General features: G+C 68.9%; 16 protein-coding genes. 9 read left to right on the top strand and 7 right to left on the bottom strand.

Annotation, left to right across the window (positions count from 1 at the left end; all coding sequences use genetic code 11):
* Positions 1-194 precede the first annotated feature (194 nt).
* Positions 195-1,808: a pyruvate kinase gene (gene pyk / locus RIE32_09025; protein MEQ9096392.1), complete on the bottom strand. Its 1,614-nt coding sequence runs from the start codon at positions 1,806-1,808 to the stop codon at positions 195-197.
* 21 nt (positions 1,809-1,829) lie between these two features.
* Positions 1,830-3,386, bottom strand: a complete 1,557-nt coding sequence (locus tag RIE32_09020) for an extracellular solute-binding protein (protein MEQ9096391.1) — start codon at positions 3,384-3,386, stop codon at positions 1,830-1,832.
* A gap of 22 nt (positions 3,387-3,408) precedes the next feature.
* Between RIE32_09020 and RIE32_09015 the strand changes: the two genes are divergently transcribed.
* The gene (locus RIE32_09015; protein ID MEQ9096390.1) at positions 3,409-4,137 is read left to right on the top strand and encodes an SDR family oxidoreductase; all 729 of its coding nucleotides are present in this window, start codon (positions 3,409-3,411) and stop codon (positions 4,135-4,137) included.
* Positions 4,138-4,140: 3 nt separating this feature from the next.
* Positions 4,141-5,646 (top strand): potassium/proton antiporter, encoded by a 1,506-nt coding sequence (locus RIE32_09010; protein MEQ9096389.1) that lies wholly within the window; start codon positions 4,141-4,143, stop codon positions 5,644-5,646.
* Positions 5,647-5,650: 4 nt separating this feature from the next.
* Here RIE32_09010 and RIE32_09005 read toward each other — a convergent pair whose 3' ends face one another.
* Positions 5,651-9,904, bottom strand: a complete 4,254-nt coding sequence (locus RIE32_09005; protein ID MEQ9096388.1) for a PQQ-binding-like beta-propeller repeat protein — start codon at positions 9,902-9,904, stop codon at positions 5,651-5,653.
* A gap of 181 nt (positions 9,905-10,085) precedes the next feature.
* Here RIE32_09005 and RIE32_09000 point away from each other — a divergent pair, with 181 nt between their 5' ends.
* On the top strand, positions 10,086-10,622 hold the full coding sequence (locus RIE32_09000; GenBank protein MEQ9096387.1) for a DUF5658 family protein: 537 nt from the start codon (positions 10,086-10,088) through the stop codon (positions 10,620-10,622).
* Here RIE32_09000 and RIE32_08995 read toward each other — a convergent pair.
* Positions 10,606-11,622: an aspartate carbamoyltransferase catalytic subunit gene (locus RIE32_08995; GenBank protein ID MEQ9096386.1), complete on the bottom strand. Its 1,017-nt coding sequence runs from the start codon at positions 11,620-11,622 to the stop codon at positions 10,606-10,608. The genes RIE32_09000 and RIE32_08995 overlap by 17 nt on opposite strands.
* Before the next feature lie 8 nt (positions 11,623-11,630).
* Positions 11,631-12,335, bottom strand: coding sequence for a hypothetical protein (locus RIE32_08990; GenBank protein MEQ9096385.1), 705 nt, complete (start codon positions 12,333-12,335; stop codon positions 11,631-11,633).
* Between the two features lie 152 nt (positions 12,336-12,487).
* Between RIE32_08990 and RIE32_08985 the strand changes: the two genes are divergently transcribed.
* Positions 12,488-13,156, top strand: a complete 669-nt coding sequence (locus tag RIE32_08985; GenBank protein MEQ9096384.1) for a UbiX family flavin prenyltransferase — start codon at positions 12,488-12,490, stop codon at positions 13,154-13,156.
* Here the strand turns inward: RIE32_08985 and RIE32_08980 are convergent, their stop codons facing one another.
* Both RIE32_08980 and dnaN read right to left on the bottom strand, forming a co-directional pair.
* Positions 13,157-14,326: a Fic family protein gene (locus tag RIE32_08980; protein MEQ9096383.1), complete on the bottom strand. Its 1,170-nt coding sequence runs from the start codon at positions 14,324-14,326 to the stop codon at positions 13,157-13,159.
* Between the two features lie 160 nt (positions 14,327-14,486).
* Complete coding sequence (gene dnaN / locus RIE32_08975) at positions 14,487-15,653, bottom strand: DNA polymerase III subunit beta (protein MEQ9096382.1); 1,167 nt, start codon at positions 15,651-15,653, stop codon at positions 14,487-14,489.
* A gap of 149 nt (positions 15,654-15,802) precedes the next feature.
* Here dnaN and neuC point away from each other — a divergent pair, with 149 nt between their 5' ends.
* The 5 genes from neuC (at position 15,803) to speA (ending at position 24,170) form a co-directional block, all read left to right on the top strand.
* A complete protein-coding gene (gene neuC / locus RIE32_08970) occupies positions 15,803-16,990 on the top strand; it encodes a UDP-N-acetylglucosamine 2-epimerase (protein ID MEQ9096381.1) in 1,188 nt (395 codons plus the stop codon).
* A gap of 114 nt (positions 16,991-17,104) precedes the next feature.
* The gene (locus tag RIE32_08965; protein ID MEQ9096380.1) at positions 17,105-17,989 is read left to right on the top strand and encodes an HDOD domain-containing protein; all 885 of its coding nucleotides are present in this window, start codon (positions 17,105-17,107) and stop codon (positions 17,987-17,989) included.
* A gap of 484 nt (positions 17,990-18,473) precedes the next feature.
* Complete coding sequence (locus tag RIE32_08960) at positions 18,474-19,517, top strand: prepilin-type N-terminal cleavage/methylation domain-containing protein (protein MEQ9096379.1); 1,044 nt, start codon at positions 18,474-18,476, stop codon at positions 19,515-19,517.
* Positions 19,518-19,579: 62 nt separating this feature from the next.
* A complete protein-coding gene (locus RIE32_08955) occupies positions 19,580-22,108 on the top strand; it encodes a ComEC/Rec2 family competence protein (GenBank protein MEQ9096378.1) in 2,529 nt (842 codons plus the stop codon).
* Between the two features lie 76 nt (positions 22,109-22,184).
* Complete coding sequence (gene speA, locus RIE32_08950) at positions 22,185-24,170, top strand: biosynthetic arginine decarboxylase (protein MEQ9096377.1); 1,986 nt, start codon at positions 22,185-22,187, stop codon at positions 24,168-24,170.
* Positions 24,171-24,184 lie beyond the last annotated feature (14 nt).

Below are 24,184 nucleotides of genomic sequence, written 5' to 3'. Positions count from 1 at the left end.
GGAAGTTCTGAACGATCCGCGCACCGGGCAGGTGGCGCAGACCATGGCCGTCTATACGAGCGAAAAGACAGCCCGGACGACGTCCGGGCAAGTTTCCGCACACCCCCAGTACCGTGCGCGAACGGGTAGCGTTAGCAAAACGTCCGATAGATCGCCAGACCGCTCGAATAAGCGGGGATTCCCGCCCGGTCGATCTAATGATGATCCCGATATCCACCGCTGGGATCACCAACTTCGAGCACCGAAAGCGAGTTGACCACTCTGGCCACGCCCAGCGGCCGACCGGCCACGAGCAGGACCTGATCGCCCGTCTGGGCCCAGCGATGCTCGAGCAGGTACGCCTCGACCACGTCCGTCCAGTCGGCCAGGCGGCCGCTCTCGGGCGGCTGCTGCAGCACGGGCCACACGCCGCGCAGCAGCGCCATGCGTCGCGTCGCCGCCGCATCGCTCGACCAGGCGAGAATCGGAATGTCGAAGTCGTTCTGGCTCAGATAGCGGGCCGTGCCGCCCAATTGGCTCCAGCAGACGATTGCCTTGGCGTCCAGGTCCTCGGCCAGGTGCCAGGCGCCGTGCGCCAGCGCAGCCGTGCGGTATCGCGTCTGCTTGAGCCGCTGGGGCGGGCTTGCCTTCCCCTCGGCCCTGGCCAGGGCGCACTCGGTGGCCCGCGCGATGCGCGACATCGTCTCGACCACCAGGGCCGGGTGCTTGCCCACCGCCGTCTCGCCCGACAGCATCACCGCCCCGGCGCGATCGAAGATGGCATTGGACACGTCGCTTGCCTCGGCCCGCGTAGGAATGGAACTCTCGATCATCGTCTCGAGCATCTGCGTCGCGACGATGCACGGCTTGCCCCAGTCGCCCGCCGCCCGGATGATGCGCTTCTGCGCGGGCGGCACCTCGGGGATGTCCATCTCCACGCCGAGGTCGCCGCGCGCCACCATGATGGCGTCGCTCACCTCGGCGATCTCGTCGATGCACGCCAGCGCCTGGGGCTTCTCGATCTTCGCGATGATCGGAATCGGCTCGCGATCGGGCGCCTCGGCCACGATCAGGTCGCGCAGCTCTTCGATCTCTTTCGCGCTGCGAACGAACGACAACGCCAGGTAGTCAAGCTCGTTTGCCACCGCCCACTTGACAAGTTCGCGATCCCGATCGGTGAGCGCGGGCACCTTCATGTCGGTCTCGGGCAGGTTGATGCCCTTGCGCGTGGTCACCTTGCCGCCCACCGTCACGACGCATCGCACCGCGCGGCCATCGGGCTCGACCCCCACCGCCAGCATGCGGATGGCGCCGTCGTTGATCAGCACGCGCTGGCCGGGCTGCACCTCATCGACCAGATCGCCATAGGTCAGCGGCAAGGCGGGCACGATCTCGCAGTGGTCCCCGTCGGGCTCTTCGCGAATCTCGGCTTCCTCGATCGAGCGGTCCAATAGCACGTGCTGGCCCGGCGTCAGGTCGATCCCGCCGCCCTCATCGATATCGGGCACGGTGCCGACGCGGATCTTGGGGCCCGGCAGATCGCCCAGCACGCCCACGCACACGCCCTTCGCCTCGGCCGCCCTTCGAATGGTCTCCAGCCGCTGCTTGTGCTCGTCGGTGGTGCCGTGGGAGAAGTTCAGGCGAAAGACGCTGGCCCCCGCGTCGATGAGCCGTTCGAGCACGGCCTGGCTCTCGGACGCGGGCCCGATGGTCGCCACGATCTTCGTGAGCGCTGGACGCTCGGTGCGGGGGGCGCCATGATCGAAACCATGAGCGGAATGGGCGAGCGGACTGTTGGCCATGGGCGCTTGGTCGAGCTGCGTCGGCACGGGTTCCGTCCTTCCGATAACTCAGTCGGGCTGGGAGCGAGCCTCGAGCTCCACCACCTCCTTATATCGGTCACGGAAGAAGCGGGTATAGGCGATTCTGGCCTCGGCGGCCGCGTCCGGATCGCGCCATACGTCGCGGACGGCGTCGTAGTGCGCCTCGCTGAACAGCAACTCCCGGGTCTGCCCGTCTTCGCCGACGACCGCCTGCGTCGGGAACGCGTAGAACGCCGCCTCGGCCTCGGCCAGCACCGACGCCAGCGAGGGGTCTTCGGCCGCCCGCAGCCGTAAGCGCCACAGGGCAGCCCACGCTTCGTGCAGCTCGTCGTCGCTGTCCACCCCGAATGCGCCCATCATGACCGGAATCGACGACCGCCAGCCCCGCGAGGGCACGTCGGCCGCGGCCGCGAAGGGATCCAGCGGATCGATGAACCGGTCGGCATGCGCTTCATACATCACCCGGCGAACGGGCGCACGGCGCAGTTCGTACTGCACCGGGCCGGTCGGTTGCGGACCGGCCTGGTCCGGGTTCGCAGGGAACTGCCACAGGCTCTGCGCCTGCTCGGTCATGCAGAATTCGACGAATCGGCGCGCAAGCTCGGGGTTCGGCCCGCCGCGCAACACCGAGATCGGGTCGGCATCGATGTACACCGCCCCCACCGGATCGACGTAGCCCACGCGGCTGGCCTCGGGCGGCGCGCCCGGCGGCGTCACGGCCTGCGCCTGCGTCCGCCCGTAAAAGTCGATCGCCAACCCGGCCATTGCCTCGCCCGCGGCGATGTCCAACGGCGGCTTCGTGGCGGCACTGGTGAAGTACCGCGTGTTGGCAGCCATCTCGCGCAGGATGGCCCAGCCCTCGTCCCAGCCATACGCATTCAGGATCGACTCGAACGTCGTGGTGATCGAGCCGCTCTGCCTGGGGTCGGCCAGCGCCACGAGCCCCATCAATCGTGGATCGGTGAGATCCTTGAAGCTCGTGGGCGTGGCCATGCCGGCCTCGGCATACAGGTCCTTGTTGAAGATGATACCAAAGCCCGAAAGGGCCGTGCCGATCCAGTACTGCTCGGGCTCGTACAAGAGCTGATTGCCGATCTTGTTCTCGCCGAACCACTCGTCCATCTGCTCTTGCGAGAAACCAGCCGGCACGCTGATGGGCACCTGCACGTCTTCGCCATCGATCTCGGCGACGAACCCCCGTCGCATCTGGGTGTGCTCGTAGCTGCCGCCGCCGAAGAGCAGGTCGTAGCCCATGCGCCCCGGCTCGATGATCACCTCGCCGTCGACGAGCGTGTACTCGCCGTTGCGAATGGCCGCCTGGTACTGGTCGATCAGCAGCCGGCGGATCTCGCTGGTGCCGCCGGGAGCGCGCCAGTCGATCGCGACGGGGGCGCCGAAGTTTTCTTCGTGCCACTTCGAGAACGCCCGCTCGTACTCGAAGCGGATCTGCTCGGTGTGGGGCGTGATGATGACCAGAGCAGGACCCTCGCCCTCGGGTTGCGAGCCGCCCTTGGGCCGCACCAGCCATGGCAACGCCAACAGCCCCACCAGCAGCACGCCCAGGATGCCCGCCGTCCACCGCATGGGGCCAGTCTACGCTCAGTCGATGACCAGCCCCTCCCGACCAACGCCCGACAACACCACCAAGGCCGCCATCATCACCGGAGGCACCGCCGGCATCGGCCTGGCGACGGCCAGGGAACTGATCGACCGCGGCTGGCGGGTGCTGATCGTGGGGCGAGACCAGGGCCGGCTGGCCGAAGCGCTTGACAAGCTCGGCGGACAGGCCCAGGGCTGTCGAGCCGACGTCGGGTCGGTCGATGGGCCGTCGACCATCGTGACGGCATGCCTGAAGGCCTTCGGCCGCATCGACGCGCTCATCAACAACGCCGGGGTGGCGCCGCTGGTGCCCCTGGCCCAGCACACGCCCAAGCTGATCGAGCAGTGTTTTGCCACCAACGCCATCGGGCCGGCCAAGCTCATTTTGGCCGCGTGGCCCCACCTCTCGACCACCAAGGGGCGCGTGGTCAACGTCTCCTCGATGGCCACGCGCGATCCGTACCCGGGCTTCTTCGGCTACGCCGCCAGCAAGGCGGGCGTCGAGCTCATGGTCAAGAGCATCGCCAACGAGGGCAAGGCCGCCGGCGTGCGCGGCTTTGCCGTCGCCCCGGGCGCCACCGAGACGGCCATGTTCCGCAACATCTTTGATGAATCGGCCGTCCCGCGCGAGGACGTGCTCGACCCGGCCGACGTGGCGACCCTTATCGCCGACTGCGCCAGCGGCAAGCGCGACGAGGACAACGGCACGGCGATCGAAATCACGCCCTCGAGCTGAGCCATGTCCCTCGGGCAGTCATCCACGCTGGGTCTGGCCGAGCCGGGCGCAATCGCCGGCCTGCTGCTCGTGCTCGGGCTGCTGATGGCCCTGAGCCTGGTGTTCGCCCGCGCCCTGCGGCGCTTCGGTGTGCCCATCGTGCTGGGCTTCATGCTGCTGGGCATGCTGGGCGGGTCGGAGGGCCTGGGCGGCATCGAGTTCGACAACCACCAGTTCGCCCTGCGCGCCGGCATGGTCGCGCTCATCCTCATCCTCTTCGACGGCGGCCTGAATTCATCCGTGTCGGCCATCCGCAAGGGCATCGCCCCCGCAAGCGTACTGGCGACCGTGGGCGTCACCGGCACCGCGGGCGTCATGGCGCTCATCGGTCGGCTGCTGGGCCTGAGCTGGCAAGAGGCCGTCTTGGTTGGCGCCATCGTCAGCTCGACCGACGCCGCGGCCGTGTTCGCCGTGCTCCGTGGCGGCCGCCTGCGCGTGAAGGAAAACGTGCGCACCACGCTGGAGGTCGAGTCGTGCGTCAACGACCCGGCCGCCGTCATCCTCACCGTGGCCGTGGTCGAGACGCTGGCGGCAACCGATCCGCCAGGGTGGTCGCTACTCTTCGAGATTCCATTCCAGCTGGTGGTGGGCGGGCTCTTTGGCCTACTCACGGGCTGGCTCACCCGGCTGACGCTGACGCGCGTCCGCTTTGCGACCAGTGGGCTGCACCCGGTGCTCACGCTCGCCAGCGCATTCATCGCCTTCGGCGGCGCCACGCTCATCCATGGCTCGGGCTTCCTTGCGGTATATACCGCGGCGGTTGTTCTGGGCGTCGGTTCGCCGCCCTACCGCGCGGGCCTGCGCCGCGTGCACGACGCCATGGCCTGGCTGAGCCAGGTAGGCATGTTCGTGATGCTCGGGCTGCTGGTGTTCCCAAGCCAGTTGCTCCCCATCGCCGGCGTGGGGCTCACCCTGGGCCTGGCGCTGGCCGTCATCGCGCGCCCGGTCGTGGTCTGGCTCTGCCTGCTGCCGTTCCGCTTCACCCACACCGAGCGTCTCTACGTGTCGTGGGTGGGCATCCGCGGGGCGGTGCCGATCATCCTGGCCAGCTTCCCGGTCATCGCCGGGCTCGACAATGCCCAGGGCGTGTTCCACCTGGTGTTCTTCATCGTGGTGGTCAGCGCCATCGTCCCTGGCGCGACCATCGTGCCGCTCACGAGATGGCTCAAGCTCGACAGCCCCGAGCCGCCCGAGCCGGCCGCCGCGCTGGAAGTCCACTCGCTGGGGCGCCTCAACGGTCGCTTCCACGTATACCACGTGCACGAAACCGTCGCCGCCTGCGGCGCGTCGCTCTCGCAGGTCCGCTTTCCGGACGAGGCCTCCGTCGCGCTCATCGTCCGCGGCGATCAACTCGTGCCGGCGCGCGGAAGCACCCGCATCAAAGCGGGCGACTTTGTCTACGTCTTCTGCAAAGAGGGCGACGAGCCGGCCATCGGCCTCATGCTCGGCTCGCCGCTTGGCTCGGTCTGACGCCCTACTCGAACCGCAGCACAACCGTCCGCTGGCCGGTGGAGATCAACCCATACCCGTCGACCAGGCGCGCCTCGCGCGGCGGCTCGGGCAGCAGGATCGACCGCGTGCCGGTGACCTTGGCCGACGTCGTATCCACGGTCGAGACGATGTACTCGCCCTGACCGTTGTTGATCGAGAAGCTCCGTTGCGGCACCAGCAGCACGCGGTTCTCGCCCAGAGCGGGCGGAAGCTTCTCGTCACTGCGACCCCCGGCGCTCCGCAGGGCGTCGCGGCCCATGACCTGACCGTCCGAATCCAGCACCGTGACGCCGCCGGTCGTCAGCACGACCACGCGATCGCCCTGTCGCGACAAACGCGGCACTTCACCATCGCCCAGCGAGAGCATCAGCGGCCGGCTATCGAAGGAACCGGTCTTGACCGAGCCCATCGACAGATCACCCCGTGGCGACATCACGATCACGGCATCGCCCAGCACCCAGCCCAGCGCAGCGTTCAGCGCGGCGTCGTCGGCGCTCTCCCATACCTGTCGCCCTGCCTGGTCGGTATCGTCCGTGTCGATCGCCACGACGGAGCTGTGCGTGCCCACGACCACCGAACCGTCGTCGACCGCGGCGAGCCAGCGCGGCGGTTCTGCAAGGTCCTGACGCAAGACTTGCCGCGAGCCATCGGGCCCAAAGCCCCACAACGCCAGCGACGCAGCCGCGCCAGCCAGGTCAGACCCCGGCGGCTTGGTCGAACCCAGCACCCACACGCGGCCGCCGCCCACGGCCACGTCCATCGCCGTCCCGATGCCCGGCCGCCCGGCGTACAGCGTGTTGCCCGTGCGCGCATCGAGCACGGCAAGCAAGCCGTCACGCCGCGCGATGGCAACGTGCTCGCTGTCGCCGGCGACGATCCAGCCCAGGGGATCGGCCTGTTGACCGGTTGCCATGAGCGCCGAAACGTGCGGCCCGGTATCGCCCAGGTTGGGCGCGCGATCACCCTCGTCGAACAGCGCGATCATCGGCCCACTGCGCCATTCCGAAGCATCGAACAACGAGACGGCGCGCAGCTCCGGACCACCGGACCCCTGCCACACGAAGAACGCTCGATGACGATCCTGCCGCAGCAGCGTCGGCGGTCGGCTCGGGTCGAATACCGCCGTCCAGATCATCTCCATCGGGCCATCCGGATCGGCTTCGAAGGGCTCGCCCTCGATCGGACCAAGATCGGGCGCGAGCGCCCACACGCCCACCAGGTGGCCGGCCTTGAGCACCACGTGCTCGGGCACGGCCGTCTCGACCACCGACGCCACCGGCGTCATGAGGTTCCAGCCATCGAGCCGCTGGCTCACCTCCACCGGGCGGGCCCCCAGCCTCGGACCGCGCTGGCGGCTTGCGAAGCGATCGGCCAGCGATTGCAGGTCGGGCGCATCTAACGTGTCGATCGGCGAGACGCTGCGCAGCTGCCGAACCACTCGCCCCGCCGCCGCGACATGATCGTCGTTTGCCAATACGCGCGCCAGGTGCGCGCCCAGGGAGGCAACGTCGTGCCCGCTTACCGGCCCATTGCTCGTGCGGATCAGCCGGGCGACGTCCAGCGCCCGCCGCCATGCACGCGCCGCCTGGGTGCGATCACCGCGCTCCTGCGCATTCTGGGCGACTTGCTGGTAGGCCCGCATCGCCGCAATCGACACCGGAAGACGCGACGCCACGGCCAGACGGGCCTCATCGCCCTCGCGACCGGCCGGCGCAGCAGCCAATTCCTGCGCGGCTTCGGCTTCCTTGGCTTCGATGATGGCATAGCCGTGCAGCGGCAGCAGCTTCTGCAGCCGTCGCGTCGCCACGACCCCGGCCGTGTCTTCCTCCGAACCGACGCGCGCAATCCGAAGCGCTGCGTCATCGAGAACCTTCAGGTACGCGTCGGCCGCTTCGGCGGCTCGGTCCTGCCGATCGCGCAGCTCGGCCAGCGTGAGCAGCGCCCTGGCGCGGCCGCGAGCCTCGGGCGCCGCGGCGAGCGCGAGCCGGGCCAGTTCGTCGGCCAGTTCATCATCGCGAGCGTCGGCATCGCGCCCCACCATCCGCAAGGTCATCGACAGCAACGCCTCGAACAAACGCCGCTGCTCGCCGCGCGCCATCCGCAGGGCGTTCTCTCCCTGGGCGTCGGCCCTGGAAATGGCCTCCAGCGCACGCTCGGCGGCACCGGGAACGGCCTCGGGCACGTCCCGCCGATCGGCAAGCAGCACCAGGCTCACGAGCGACGCGATGTCGTCCGGATCATCCTGGAGGCGATCGGTCAGCGCCATCGCCGCCACGTCGGCGCTCATCAGGCTCTCGAGCACGCCCGTATCGACCACCACGATCTGGTCGTCAACCGCCACCAGGCTGCCCGGCCGGGGCAGCGAGATGATGGGTCCGGCAACTTCACCGTCAACGGGGTCGAGCAGGACGGCGCGGTCCGAAGATGGAACGAGGAGGTAGTCGCCCGCCGCCAGTGCACGCCCGGTGATGGGCGCGTCGAAACCATCGGCGAGTTCCAACGCATCGAGCACGTTCTGGCCGGTGCGAACGTCGTCGGGCTCGAAGAACCATACCGTAGCGCCGCCCACCGCCGCCACGTGCCCGCCCACGCCGACGAGGTAGTCGGCGTCGCCGAGCGCCGCCGTCGCAACGCGCCCGACGCGCTCGCCCGTGCCGCGATCGAGGTGGTACACCATCTCCTGCTGATCGACCATCGCGAAGACCGAGTCGCCGATGACTACGGGCGGCCGCACCATCCACGCGCCGGTGGTGTTTCTCGAGAACGCGCTGCGCGTATCGAAGCGTCGCAGCCAGATGGGCCGGCCTTCGTGCGCATCGAGCGCCGCCACCAGCCCCATGGGCTCGTACCAGTACACCACGCCGCGATCGAGCACGCCGCCGGCGCCAACAGTGCGGTTCGATCGGCTCCAGCCGGTGCCGGCGCTGCCGAGCGTGCGCATCCACGCGGGCTCGCCCGTGAGTGCGTCAAGGCCCACGAGCGCCGTGGCCACCTGGCGACCGGATCGATTGTCTTCGCGCAAGCCAAAGATCACGCGTCCCTCGCTGGCGACCGGGCCGCCGCGCACGTTCGCAAGGGCATAGCGAGGATCGATGTTGCGTGTATCGGTCGCCCACAGTCGCTCGCCGTTGTCCAGTGAGACAGCCAGGATGCCCGACGACAGGTCTGGTGCGCTGGCCTGGTGCAGGCCCATCGACGCATACGCGGCGCGCGCATCGACGGCCACCGTGTTCGGCGATTCGATGGAACGCCAGGCCTGCGGCTCCCGGCGTGCTTGCGCCAGGTCTTGTTGCGATGCCTCGTCGTTCAACAACGACGCGCGCCAGCGAAGCCGCAGCGAGAACCGATCCCACGCCGAGAGCGTCGCGCCGTCGTTGATCAGGATCGTGTCGCCCGCGATGGTCGGCAACAGCCAGAACGCGCCGCCCTTGGGCTCGATCGGCGGCGGCCCAGGCAACGACTCGTCGGGTCCCGGCGCCAGGTCGCGATCGATCGCCTGCGACCACGGTTCTTCCCCCGGCAGGAACGGGGGCATCGGCCCGCCCGCCAGCGTACTCGCATCGCGGCGCCTCACCGACGCCGGCTTGGGAACCTGCAAGGCCGCAAAGTCGGCCGGCGCGAGGCCCGCCTGATCGCGCCACCGCGCCGCCCGCTCGCGCAGCGCCTGATCATCCAACTGCGCAGCCACCAGCGACAGCAATTCCGAGGCTTGCGCGTCGCGATCGGGATGGCCTTCCAGCTGCATCAGCGTGCGCGCCGACGACCAGAAGCGGGCCAGCCCGAAGCGCTCACGCGCCACCGTCAGCGCCGCCTCGTACCCCGCGGGCGTCAGCAGATAGCTGTGCTCCACCTCCTGGTAGCGGCCCTCGTCCAGCAGCCGACGCGCCCGGGCGGCGTGCTCCAGCCGATACCGGTCCAGCAGCGTCGGTTCGGCGAGCAGACGCGCATGGATCGCGTCGCGCACCGAGACGAACAGGTCTTCATCGCTCTCACTGGGCACGAGCCGATCGGGCCCGGTCTCCAGCGATGCCTGCAACGATCGCACCGCCTCGGCCTCGTTGCCGGCGCGAAGCAGGGAGGGCAACGCCCGCAGCGTGCTCTGGGTGGCCGTTGAATCGTCCACATAGATGCTGCTGGTCTCGGCCTGCCCCAGGGCGGGCGCAGCGAGAGCCGACAGCGCCAGCCCGGCCGCCGCCGCGAGCCCGAGTCCACCCCGCCATCTGGCGTATCCGCTCACCGTATAGGACCTCCAACGCTGCCCATACGCACCGCAGCCCCTGCCTGATCGGCTCAGCCCGAAGGCCGGGCCAGTCTAACCCCCCCAACCCGACCCATTTCGATGCGCCGCCGCCCGCACGCCCTGCACCCACCCGCGCCGGGGCCCGATGTCACCCATCGCAGGGACGGGGGCAACCTTCATGACACATTCCGCAGCGGCGTCGGCGTCGGGGACGGCTCGCTTCTCGGACGCCCTTGAACCTCCGGGGTTCTCCCGGCCTGTCCGCACGCCCGTGCAGGGCTGGAAGCCCCGATGGATCCGGATGCCGCTCCGCGAGCAATGGGCCAGCCCGCAGTTGCGAGCCAGACGCGTCAACCTGTTCCTCCTTGCCATCGTCTTCCTCAGCTTGGCCGACCTCGTCATGACCCTCGACCACATGGTCGGGCCGGGCATGTACGAGAGCAACCCGCTGGCACGATTCATTCTTCAGTGGGGCACGCCCGCCACGCTTGCGATGTTCAAGTGCATGACGCTGCTGCTTGGCACGTGGCTGCTCTGGCGCACGCGAAAGAGCGTGGCCAGTGAGATCGGCGCCATCGTGTGCATGGCCGCCCTGACCTGGCTCATGTTCCGCTGGAACGACTACAGCACCGAGATGGCCTCGCTCACGCCCCACCTGGCCGAGATCCAGGTCTACAACAGCGACAGTTGGGTGGCCATCACGTCCGACCCGTGACCGCCCCGCGAGCCTCTAGGCACGCCATGCGGACGGCAACGCCCAGAGATACCTGCCGCGTGATGATCGATCGCGGCAGGCCCATCACCTCCTGATCGATCTCGACGCCCGGATTGGCCGGTCCGGGATGCATCACAACCGCACCGCTCTTGAGCAGCCGGGCGCGCTCGGCCGTCAAGCCAAAGCGCTCTCGATAGGCCGCCTCTGCGCCCGCCGTGTCCAAGTCACTGCCGCCGCGCTCGTGCTGGATGCGCAGCGCCATCACGGCGTCTGCCTCCCGCAGGGCACCTTCGAAGTTGTCCACCGCTGATCCACCCGCCGACGCCGCGATGGGCCCGTCGACGCTTGGTCCCGCCACCAGCACCCTGGCCCCCAGCGACGCCATGCACGGACCACTCGAACGCGCCACGCGAGACCGCTGCACGTCGCCCACGATCAACACCGTCAGCCCGTCCAGATCGAACGAGTCCAGGCGCTGGTGCGACTCGGCCAGCGCGAGGGTGTCCAGCAGGCCCTGCGTCGGATGTTCGCCATCGCCCGCACCCGCGTTCAACACCGGAATCCGCACGGCCTGGGCGACCTCAAGTACGTCGTCGGTCCGCCGGGCCCGCACCACCAGGCGGCTGACGCCCATCGCCTCCACGGTGCGCGCCGTGTCGGCCAGCGTCTCTCCCTTGCTCAGCGAACTGCCCCGGTCGGTCAGCTCGATGAAGCGCCCGCCAAGCCGATGCACCGCCATGGCAAAGCTCAGCCGCGTGCGCGTCGAGTCTTCGAAGAACAACAGCCCGATGACCTGGCCACGCAGCGTCTGGCCGACGTCGAACGGATCCTCATCGAGCGCCCAGGCGTGCTGGCGCGCGCGGGTCAGCAGCCGTCGCAACACGGGCGTCTGGAGGTCGGCCAGGTTAATGAGGTCCTTGCCGGGCATGACGCCCGAGAGCGCGTGGGCGCCGATGATCCCCGATGCCGGCTCCCCCGAGCCGCCCTCGCGCACGTCCATGGTCTTGCTCAGCCTTCGCCGGGTTCTTCGGAAGGATCTTCGGCGGGCTCGCTGGCCGGATCAGGAGCCGGCTCCCATTCGCCGTCTTCCATGTCGGGCGATTCGTCCTCGCTGGGCGCCGGGGCGGCTGGCGGCAGTCCGCTGGGCCGAACCTGCTCGATGGGATTGAGCGCGGGCGTGGGAATGACGCCCGGCGTGAACCGCTCGACCCAGGTCACGCGCCAGGGGCGAATGCCACCCTCCAGCCGAACCGAGTAGCCCTGGTAGGCCTCGTCGTTGGTCAGCTCGGCCCGATCGAGTTCGTCGACGCCGAAGATCGGCCGAAGGACGTCGATGTACGCCGTGTTGGTGCGGATCTTCACCCCCGCCACGTGGTACACCGGCAGGTTCATGTTGGTCTCGCTCAGCGGCGCGACGAGGCGGTCCACGCCCGGCTCGCCCTCGACGTCCCGGGCGATCCGTCGGTAGACCTCCGGACTCACCTGCCCGCTGGGCAGATTCACCGCAATGCGCTGGTTCTCGCCCCCACGGGGCGGATAGTCGGCGATCACGCGCGCCAAGGCGAGCGTCATGGTCTGGTTTACCGCCGCATTGTCGCGGGCGGGCACCCGGTCCGTCGGCTCGCTGGGCGGCCAGGTCTGCCAGCCCGCACAGCCCGGCAGCGTGGCGGCAACGCCCACCAGCAGCCCGACGAGCAGGCCCCCCTTCGCCACCCCGCGCCTCGTCCTCGCTTGCCCGACTCGTGCTCGTCCTGCCACGATGCCCTCCGTCCGCTGGGGCTATCAATGCCCTGACCCGATTGCGTTGAATCCGTCCCGTCCGTAGGCCGACACTCTATTCGTCCCGAACCCGACCGGGAGCCCCCGTGACCACCTTCCCCCACGCAACGCCAGACGCCCCCGCCACCGATGCCGCCAGCGGCCGGACCTTCGTGCTGGGCGTCAGCGGCGCCTCGGGCGCGTGGTACGCCCTGCGGGCCCTCGAGCAACTGCTCTTGGCCCGGGCCACGGTGCACCTGGTCGTCAGCGAGTACGGCCGCCGCCTGCTGCACGATGAGTCGGGCATCCGGCACGTGGTCTTCGATGACCTGCTGCCCCACATGACCGGTCACGCCCAGGCCGACGACATGCGGCAGCGGCTCATCTGCCACCCCAACAAGGACGTGGGCGCCGTCATCGCCAGCGGCAGCTTCCGCCACGACGGCATGGCCGTGCTGCCCTGCTCGAGCACCAGCCTCGGGGCGATCGCCACGAGCGCCGGCAGCAACCTGCTGACCCGCGCCGCCATGGTCACCCTCAAGGAACGCCGGCCGCTGATCATCTGCCATCGCGAGACGCCGCTGAACCTCATCGACATCGAAAACATGCGGACCCTCGCCCTTGCCGGCGCGATCATCTGCCCCACCAACCCCGGCCTGTACCTGCTTCCCAAGACCATCGGCGAAGTCATCGACTTCGTGGCGGGCAAGGTGCTCGACCTGCTCGACGTTGAACACGCCATGAAGACGCGGTGGGAAGACGTGCACAACGCGTAGCTACTCAGGGAACTCGGCGTATTCGGCCTCGGCCACGTCCAGTACCGCCGGCGCATACCAGGTCTTGCCATACGTACTCTCGTCGGTGCGCGCGAGGATGCCCAGTTCCTCGAACAGCGCCACGTCCTTTCGCGCCGTCGGATCGGTCACGCCCAGCACGCGAGCCGCGCTCGCGGCGGTGACCAGCGGCCAGCCGAAGACGTGGTCGAGCAATCGCAATAACCGTCCCGCGGCGGCATGGTCCCGGAGTTTCTCGGTGTATTGCGCATGAGCCGACACGATTCGCTCGGCCAGCAACCGCGTGCCTACTGCTTCCTCGGCCACCGCCGCGACGAAGAACCGTAGCCAGTCGACCCATGCCCCCCGTTCGCTGACGGCCCGCATGAGGTCGACGTATTCCTGCCGGTGCCGCTGGAAGTATCCGCTGGGCGAGACGATCGGCATGTCGAGCAACCCCAACGCGCACATCTGGTGCAGGATGAGGGCCCGACCAATCCGCCCGTTGCCATCGCGGAACGGATGCACCACCTCGAACTGGTAGTGCGCCAGCGCCACCCGCGCCAGCTCGGGAATCTCGGGCCACTCGCCATTCACGAACGTTTCGAGCGCGCGCATGCATCGCTGCACCCTGTCTCCATCGGGTGGCGGCACGAAGCGCGCCCGGTCGGGTCGGCCTGCGACGCCGATGTACACCGGCACGTCGCGGAACTCGCCCGGCCGCAGTTCTTCGCCGCGCACGCCTTCGAGCAGCTTCTCGTGCATCGCGCGCACCAGCGTGGCGCTGTAGGGCTCCAGGCTCTCGAGCCCGAATTGCACCGCCCGAACGGCGTTGAGTGCCTCGCGACCGGGGTTGGGCTCGCCGCCCTCTTCACCGGCCAGAACCATGTCGAGCGCGGTGGTCTCGATGCCCTCGATCTTCGAGCTCAACCGTGCCTCGCGCAGCCACAACGCCTGGCGGAGGATCTCCGGGTTGGGCACCGCGTGCACCAGGCCGTTCACCCGCCCCAACGCCGCGTGGGCGCCGGCGAATTCGTCGAACAGTTCGCCCTTCACCGCCCGCCAGTCGATCGCCGGCGGCAGGTCGTCCGGCACGAACGCCCAGGTCTCGACCTCCTGCCAGCCGCCCTCGCCCGACGCCCCCACCGCCCGCTTGCGCATGGTCACCGGCACGAGCGACCCCTGGCTTTGGTCCGAGAACCTCGATTTCAGGTCCCAGGGCGGTTTCGAAGCCGGATTTGAATCGGTCGGCATAATTTAAAGCAAAACGCCATTCGCTTTAAAAGTCAACCCCGAAACCAAAACAGATTTGGAATGCAGGGCAGGCGTCGCCTCAGATCGTCACCGGCATCACCACGTACAGGAAACCGTTCCCGCTCGTCCGGATCACGCCCGCGTGGCGGCCGTCCTTGAGCTCCATGGTCACCTCGGCTTCGTGCATGACGCGGAGGGCGTCGGTGATAAAGCCGGGATTGAAGCCGATCTCCACGTCGGCGCCGTCGTAGCCCTTGAGCTCGACGTTCACGCGGGCCTCGCCCATCTCCGGGGCGTGGCTGGACAGCTCGAGCTGCTTGTGTTCGCCGCGGAAGGCCAGGCGGACGCCCTTGCTCTCCTCGTTGGTCAGCAGGGCGGCGCGGCGGACGGCGCTGTGCAGCAGGTCCTTGTCGAAGGTCGCCTTGACGGTCTGGTCGCTGGGGATGGCCTCTTCGTATGGCGGGAACTGGCCGTCGACCAGCGAGCTCGAAAGCACCGCGCGCGGCACGTCGTCGTCGCCGCCGCCAAGGGCGAACAGCGCCTTCTGGTCTCCCACGGCCACGGTGACCGTCTCGTCTTCGCTATCGACCAGGCGCTGCAGCAGCGAGAGCGCCTTGGTGGGCACGATGCACGACACGTCCGGGTCGTCCTTGCTCGCGCCGGGCACGGTGCCCTTGGCCATCGCCAGGCGGCGGCCATCGGTGGCGACCATCTCCAGCGTCTTGCCCTTGCGCCGCACGAGCACGCCGTTGATGGCGTAGCGCGTCGTCTCGCGAGCCGTGGCGAACAGCGTCATCGAGATCATGTCACCCAAAGAGTCACTGGGGAAGTCGAAGCGCGTCTTGAGCCCCTCGGCTCCGAAGTCGCTGCGGTCGGCCACGCGCGGCAGGTCGGCCGGGTCGTAGCCCAGCAGCGTGTAGCTTGCGTCCTCGCCCTTGACGTGCAGCGTGCGGTCTTCATTCTCGAGGGTCAGCGTGGGCTCGTGGTCCTCGGCGGCGACGATCTGCTTGAGCTTGTCTGCCGGCACCAGCGCCTCGCCGGGCTCCTGCACGTCGACTCGGGCGGTGCGCAGGCGCAGGCCGATCTCGCCGTCGGTGGCGGCCAGGGTAAGCTCGCCCGCATCGCCTTCGCGCGTGGCTGTCAGCTTGACGCAGGTGAGCTGCGGCTTGGGCGTGCGCGAGGCCGCGACCGACGACACCACGTTCACCGCATCCAGCAACGCGCCACGATCGCACACCACTCGCATGGAAGCCCTCTCCTTGCCGCCCGACGATTGGGCCAATGAAAACACGCCCCAACTGCCTGGGGCTCTCATATATAGACAGCCACTGTAGCACGCCCGCCTGCGGCTCTACCATGGCCCATGACCCCGCAAACCACTCCCGGGCGGCAGGAATGATCGGGCCTGGATGGGCCGGCGACCCCCAGCCCGCGCGTACGCATGCCCGGGCCGCCCGCAAGCGACGCGTGGCCGTGGTCACCGGCTCGCGGGCAGACTTCGGCCTGCTCAAGCCCGTGATGGCCGCCATCGACGCCCACGCCGAACTGGAACTGCTCGTGATCGCCGCCGGGGCGCACCTCATCCCCCCGGCCGAGAGCTTCCGCGACGTCAAGGCCGCCTTCCCCATCGCCGACAGCGTGCCCATGCAGAAGCCCGGCCGCACCACCCGGCCCGACGATGCCGAGGCACTCGGCACGGGCATCAGCCGCCTCACCCGCAGCTTTCGCGCCCACGAGCCCGACTGGGTGGTCGTGCTTGGGGATCGCATCGAGGCCTTCGCCGCCGCGAGCGCTGCCAGCGTGGGCGGCTGGGCGCTCGCCCACCTGCACGGCGGAGACCGAGCCGAAGGCGTGGCCGACGAATCCATGCGGCACGCCATCAGCAAGCTAGCCAACCTCCACCTTCCTGCCACGCAAGCCTCGGCCGATCGCCTCATCCGCATGGGCGAAAAGCCCGAGCACGTCCATGTCGTGGGCTCGCCGGCCATCGATGACCTTGCCGCCATTGAACCCATGCCCGAGGAAGAGTTTGCGTCGCTCGGCTCGCCCAGGGCCGTCGTGCTGCTGCACCCCACGGGACGGGCCGTGGAAACCGAGGAGCACGTCACCGCCACGTTGCTGGATGCGTTGGCGGCCCTGAAGCTGACCCCCCTGGCGCTCTCGCCCAACCACGACCCGGGACGGGCGGGCGTGCTACGGACGCTCACCGAGCGGCTGGGCCACCCCCGGCCCCACATGCGGCGAGAGAAGTTCGTCGGCCTGCTCAAGAAGCTGGCAGCCACCGGCGGGGTGCTGGTGGGCAACTCGTCGGCCGGCCTGATCGAGGCTCCGGCCATGGGGTGCCGGGTGGTCGATATCGGACCTCGCCAGAACGGCCGGGAGCGACCCGCGGGCGTCGTCCATGCCGACGAAGGGCCTCAAGAAGCCCTCGAGCGGGCCATCCTCGACGCCCTGGCCGCCCCGCCGTGCGATCCGGCAAGCCACCCCTACGGCGATGGCGCCGCCGGACCCCGCGTGGCGGGCCTGCTGGCGACGGTAGATCCGAATAACCGCGGGCTGCTGGCCAAGCTCAACGCCTACTGAGCCGGCGGCGCGAAATTTCGCGTTCTCAAGCTCAACGATCACCAAAGTCGCTCCATCATCGCGCCGATCTCATGGGCAAGCCGTCACAGCAACCCCGCGGCAGGAGATCAGGCCATGAGCATCGGCACACAGGAACGCGAGCAGACCGTCAACATGGCGATCCGCGAGATCAGCCACATCGCAACGCTCCCCGAAGTCACTCTCAAGATCGTGGAGCTGGTCGAGGATCCGTCCTCGACAGCCCAGGACCTGCACAACGTCATCTCGAACGATCCGGCCCTTTCAAGCCGGATCCTCAAGGTCGTGAACTCTTCGTTCTACGGCCTGCCGGGCCAGATCGGCTCGATCAACCGCGCGATCGTGATGCTCGGGCTCAATGCCGTCAAGAACATCGCCATCGCCGCGAGCCTGGCCAAGCTCTTCCGCGGCGGCGACCTCAGCCACGGCTTCAGCGCCAAGGCCGTGTGGGAGCACGCCGTGGCCACCGGCGCCGTCACCAAGATGGTGGCCGACGCCGCCAAGGTCGGCATGGCCGACGAGGCCTTCCTGGCCGGCCTGATGCACAACATCGGCCTCATGGTCGAGATGCAGTTCGACCGCAACAAGCTCATCGAGGTCGTCCAGACGCTGGGCGTCGACGGCGAGGGCGTGCCCATCAACGACATGTGCGACGTCGAGTCGCAGATCTTCGGGGCCGACCACCAGGACTTCGGCAGGGGCCTGTGCGAGAAGTGGAAGTTCCCTAGCAACTTCGCCATGGTCACCGGCTACCACCACGACCCCATGAAGGCGCCGGCCGATAACCGCCGACTGCCCGCTATGGTCTACGTCGCCACCCGCCTGGTGGGCGAGGTCTCGGGCCAGTTCCGCCTGGACCTGACCAGCCTCAAGATCGACCCCGCCGTGCTCGAGATCCTCGGCCTGAGCGAGGCCGCCCTCGACACCCTGCGGGAGCGGGCGGCGGATGAAATCGCCGCAACGGCCAACCTGCTGGGCTGAAACTCGTTTCTCAAGAATCGAGTTATTACCCATTTCTACGACACAAACGAGCCATTCAGGCTCGTTTGTTTGCATTTCGTACGCAATTCCGAACGCGAAAATAAATTCTGGTTCATATTTTCAGGGATCACTGGCGCGATATTGCCTATTTTCCCGATTACAGTGTTGTTCGATAGAATTTGACGCGGTGGCTGACACCGAGTCTCAAACAAGCTCTCTCTTTCTCCCTCCGGGCGGTCGCACATACGTGTGCGGCCGCCTTTTTTGCACGATGTTCATGCGGGCATGGGCCCAGGCTCAACCCCGTCCCGGCACCTCGGTACACTTCGGCGTGGGAGCCCTCCCCCCACGCCGCGGCAACTCCAAGGCCCCGCGGCACGAACAACAGGGTGCCGAGGACGCGATCGGCGGGATCGACGCGCTCCGGCGCGGGTGGACCAGGTGGCCCAGTTCTCGGGCCGGCGGATGGGGAGGTTTCGGGGACATGACCATGCACACGACTGGCTATCGCACACGTCGCGCCCGGCGCGCGTTCTCGCTCATCGAACTGCTGGTGACCATGGCGGTGATCGCCATCGTCATCGCGATCATCGTGCCCACGCTGGGCGGGGCTCGCAACACCGCCAAGGCCGCCGGCAGCCAGAGCCAGCTCACCGCCATCGGCGCCGCCGCCCAGCAGTTCTATACCGATCAGGGACGCCTGCCGGGCTACTTCACGGCGCGCCAAATGGGCGACCCGTCCAACGAAATGCGCGGCTTCACCGCCATGCAGAACGTCATGCTCGACCTGGCCGGCGGCATCGTCTCGGCCACCGGTCCCAACGTCATCGAGGTCGGGCCGACCACCGGCGACACCGTGCTGGTCGACACCACCCTCATCGGCACCCGCGAGGCCGGCGGTGGGTACTACACGCCCGAGCAGAATCGCTTCGTGGCCCAGGAAGGCACCGGCGAGGGACGCCTGGCCGGCGCAGGTGAGCACCAGCAGCTTCGCTCGGTGGTCGATCCCTTCGGCACGCCCATCCTGGCCTGGCAGCAGGACAAGGCCGCCATCGCCGATCTCGACGACCTCAGCGCCTTCTCGGCCATGGACAGCGGCGCCGAGCCCGCCCGCTTCTACTGGGTCTCCAACGCCGGCTTCCTGAAGACCCAGGAACTGGGCAAGCGCGGCAAGAATCCGACCTTCGCCACCGCCGCAGGCGCCCGCGAGTACAGCCTCATCGGCGACTCCGAGCCCGAGTTGCTCCAGCACATGGCCGTACTGCTCGGCTCGCCCACCATCCCCAACACGCTCAACGGCGACGTGCCCGCCAGCGCGCGCGGCAACCTGGTGTTCCATGCTGCGGGCATCGACGCCATGTACATGGGCTCCAAGGACAAGGGCGGCCGCGCCAGCGAGGTCGCGTTCTACCAGAGCTTCTGGTCGGACATGGCCGGCGGCACCCGCCTGACCGACAGCGAGGGCAATGTCGAGTCCATCGACCTGATGGCCAACTTCGACGACCAGCTCGAGAACGTCGGCAACTGATTTTCTCCGGTTCGGCAAGATCGCCTTGACCCGGCAGCCTGTTTCTGTCAGGCTATGCCGGCGTGCAGACTCTCCCGGACGAATCCATCGCTCCCAGGCCCGCCCGGCGACCCGCGCGCACGCGGGCCGTCGTCGCATTGGCTGCGGGGCTGGGCGGCATCATCCTGGCCCACGCCGCTCGGCTGGACCATCCCACGCTGCTCTTCGCCATCGCCGTGGCATGCTCGGGCCTGTCGCTGGCGATCCGCGGCGCGGGCGGACGCGGGCTGCTGGTGCTCGCGGTGGCGAGCATCGGCGCAGGACGCATGGCCGGCGAAGTCGCGCCGCCGGCCGACCACCTCGTGCATCGCCTGAGCGCCCTGCCCCACGACGAGGCCGGCCGGCAGCGAGGGCTCGTTCGACTGACCGCCGTGGTGACCGACGCGGCCATCGATCCGGACCTGGGCCTGCCGTCCTACGAGCGCGGCGTGTTCCAGGGCGATCGTTCCGTGATGCTGGGCAAGGCTGTCTCCATCGACATGGGAAGCGGAACGCTCCCCACGCGCGGTCGGGTTCGGATCAGCGTGAGCGAGGGCATCGATGCGGCGCCCGAACTCGCGCCCGGCACGATCATCGAGGTCACCGGCTGGATTCGCCCGCCGAGTGAACCCATGAACCCGGGCCCGCCCAGGCCACCCCGCCAGCCTATCTGCACGATCGACACCGATGGTTGGGCGCTGGTCAGCGAAGCCGAAGAATCCTCGGCGTTCGCCTTCCTGCGTCGCACGCAGCATGCATTGCAATCGGGCGCCCGCCGGGTGCTGCGGCTCGAACAGACCGAGCAGGCCGACCCCGCCAACGCCCTGCTTGCCGCGCTCGTCCTGGGCCAGCACGACCCGGGCTATGAGGAGGCGTACGACCCCTTCCGCCGCGTCGGGCTGGCGCACCTGCTTGCCATCTCGGGGCTGCACCTGGCGATCCTCGCGGCCGCGGCGGCGTGGGTGCTGCGAGCCATCGGGCCGGGCTGGCGGGTCGAGGCCATCGGCGTGGCTATCGCCGTCGGGCTGCTGCTGGTGATCGTGCCGGCGCGCACGCCGATCCTCCGCGCAGGCGTCATGGTGCTGGCGCTGCTGGGCGCCCGTGCGCTCGGCCGCCGCCACGACCCGCTGGCCGTTCTGGCGTGGACGGCCCTGGGCATCGCGCTGTGGGATCCATACCAGGTGTTCGACCTTGGTTACCAGCTCAGCTTCGGGCTGGTGGCGGCGCTGCTCGCACTGGCGCCGCGCACGCACGCGTCCTTGTTCCACTGGCGTCCGTCGATCAGGGGCCTCATCGAGAAGCCGCCGCCCAACTGGCGCCTGGGCGTCAACTACGGCGGAAACGCCGTCGGCCAGCTCTTCAGCGCCACCGTGCTGTGCTGGCTGGTCAGCCTGCCGTGGATTGCCTGGCGCACGGGGCTCGTCGCGCCGCTGACCGTGCCGGCCACGATCGTCTCGACGCCTCTCATCGCGATGCTGCTGATCGCCGCGTACGCGTCGCTGGTCGTGGGCACGATCGCTCCGCCGCTGGCCGAGCCGCTGTCTTCCCTGCTGCATGCGTTGGCGGAGTTGAATCTGGCCGTCGTGCGCGGGTTCGACGCCGTTCCCTATTCGAGCATCGAGGTGCCGCCGGTGAGCGCGGCCCTGGCGATCTGCGCGACCGTCGCGCTCGCCGCCATCGCGTGGGCGGGCCGACGGGTGCGGTGGAACCACGCGTTGGCGCTGCTGGTCGTGGTCGCGTGGGCCGCGGTTGAAATCGTCCACCCCTGGACGCGAGAGCCCATCGCGCTCCAGCTCGACACGCTGGCCATCGGCGACGGCAGCGCCCACCTGCTGCGATCCAAGGACCAAGCCTGGCTCTGGGACTGCGGCTCGCTGGGCCCCGCCGCCGGCCGAATCGCCTCGCGCGCGGCCCAGTACGTGCATCGCGACACCCCCGTCGGGCTTGCGGTGCTCACCCACGCCAACCTCGACCACGCCAACGGCCTGCCCCGCGCCATCGAAGAGCTGGGCATCACGTTCATGTACACGACGCCCCAGGCGCTGGAGGCCGCCAATGGCGGCGGCGCGATGCGCGACGTCTTCGATGCCATCCGTGCGCAGGGCGTTGCCATCCACACCATCACCGCCGGCGACGTGCTGCCGCTGGGCAGCGCACGCGGTACCGTGCTCTGGCCGCCCGCGCACGAACGCTTCGACGACGCCAACAGCTCGTCGCTGGTCGTGCGATGGGAGAGCGAGACCGGTCACTCCATCCTGCTCACCGGAGACATCGGCGGCGCCGCCCTGGGTCGGCTGATCGACCAGACCGACCCGGACCTGCTCCGCGTGGACGTGCTCGAACTGCCACACCATGGCGCCGACGACGATCACGCCCGCCGCCTGGTCGCCGCGTCACGGGCACGCGTGGTCATCCAGTCGGCCGGCACCAAGCGCGTCCGCCGAGATCCGTGGCGGGACTACCGCACCCAGGGCCTCTGGCTGGTGACCGGCCGCGACGGCGCCATCCGCGTGAAGTCGGCGTCGACGCCCGAGGTCTCGACCACCCGCCGCGGTAAACTGACGCGCCCGTAGAGCACCCCGAGAGCCCCAGCTCGTGAAGATCGCGTCACGCGCCGACGGGCGGCGATATTCATCCATATCCTTCCGGGTGACACAGACTTCCACGCATGCCTCCGCAACCCGCCCGCCCCAGGCCGCCAACGGCACCTGGACGACTGCAGACTCGACCGACCTCTACGGCATCGACCGCTGGGGCGCGGGCTATTTCGCCGCCGGCGACGACGGCCGGATGCGGGTGACCCCCCGGGGGCCCGATGGCCCCAGCATCGACCTGGGCGAGGTGGTCGCCGGTCTGCGCGAGCGCGGGCTCTGGGCGCCCGTCCTGCTGCGGTTCAACGACGTCATGGACCACCGCATGGGCCGCCTGCGCGAGTCCTTCGATGCAGCCATCAAGGACGAGGCCTATCAGGGCGGCTACGAGGCGGTCTACCCCATCAAGGTCAACCAGCAGCGAAGCGTGTGCGAGCAGATCAAGCAGGCCGCCACCCGCTACGGCTTCGGCCTGGAAGCGGGCAGCAAGCCCGAACTGCTGGCCGTCCTGGCGCTCACGGCCGACAGCCCGAGCATCCCCATCGTCTGCAACGGCTTCAAGGACGAGGAGTACATCGAGACGGTCGTGCTGGCCAGCCGAATCCGCGACCGCATCTATCCCATCGTCGAGCGGCCGAGCGACCTTGACCTGATCATCCGCATCTCACGCGAGCACAACGTCACGCCGCGCATCGGCGTGCGCATCAAGCCCAGCGCCAAGGGCATGGGTCGCTGGCAGGGCTCGGCGGGCGAGGCGGCCAAGTTTGGCCTGACCGCCGCCCAGCTGATGGAAGGTCTCGACAAGCTGCGCGAGGCCGACATGCTCGACTGCCTGCAGGTGGTGCACTTCCACATCGGCAGCCAGGTGTGCGACATCATCAGCTTCAAGACCGCCATCACCGAGCTCGCCTGGACCTACGCCGAGCTGCGCCGCATGGGCGCGGGCGTCACGCACATCAACGTGGGCGGCGGGCTGGGCGTGGACTACGACGGCAGCCGCAGCGCCACCGACAGCAGCGTGAACTACGACCTGCGCGAATACGCCGCCGACATCGTCTATCGCATCAAGGCCGTCTGCGACGAGGCCGACCAGCCCCACCCCAACATCTTCAGCGAGAGCGGCCGCGCCATGGTCGCCCACGGCAGCATGCTCGTCGTCGACGTGCTGGCCTCCAGCGGCCTGCCGGGCCCGGTCGACGTGGGACCCATCCGCACGCAGCTGGACTCGATGGACGACCCGCCCCGGCCGGTCATCGACCTGCTGGCGACCTACGAGCGCCTGGGCGAAGGCCGCCTCGGTGAGCTGAGCCACGACGCCCTGGCCGCGCGAGACGAAGCCATCGCCCTGTTCCAGTACGGCCGCCTCAGCCTGGACATGCGCGCCACGGCCGAGCGGCTCTTCAAGGCCATCGCCGCCGGCCTTCTGTCGCGTCCGGACGCGGTCGACGCCGACGATATCCTCGTCGACGATGCGCGCCCGCTGGCCGGCGTGGTCCGTGAGACGTTTTTCTGCAACTTCAGCCTGTTCCAGTCGATGCCCGACGCGTGGGCCATCGATCAACTCTTCCCCGTCGCCCCGCTGCGCCGCCTCGACGAACGCCCCACCCGCCGCGGCATCCTGGCCGACATGACCTGCGACAGCGACGGCGCCATCAAGCGATTCCCCGCCACCGATGGCGGCGCCTTCGACGACGCCCTGCTGCTGCACGACATCAAGGACGACGAGCACTACGAGGTCGGCATCTTCCTCGTGGGCGCCTACCAGGAAGTGCTGGGCGACCTGCACAACCTTTTCGGCGACACGCACGCGGTCCACATCGAGCTGGACGACGAGGAAGGTTCCTGGGCCATCGCGGAGGTCGTCGAGGGCGACACCGTCAAGGAAGTGCTGGGCTACCTCCAGTACGACGACAACGAGCTGCGCCGCGCCATGCGCAAGGACGTGGAGAAGGCCGTCCGCACCGGCAAGCTCAGCGTGCAGGACGGCGCCGCCCTCATGCGCTACTACGAGAACGGCCTGGCCGGATACACCTATCTCGAATAGGAGTCTCGGGGAGC

The organism is Phycisphaerales bacterium, assembly GCA_040221175.1.
In the GTDB taxonomy this organism is placed as follows: Bacteria; Planctomycetota; Phycisphaerae; order Phycisphaerales; family UBA1924; genus JAHCJI01.
This window is presented reverse-complemented; position numbering and strand designations above follow the sequence as displayed.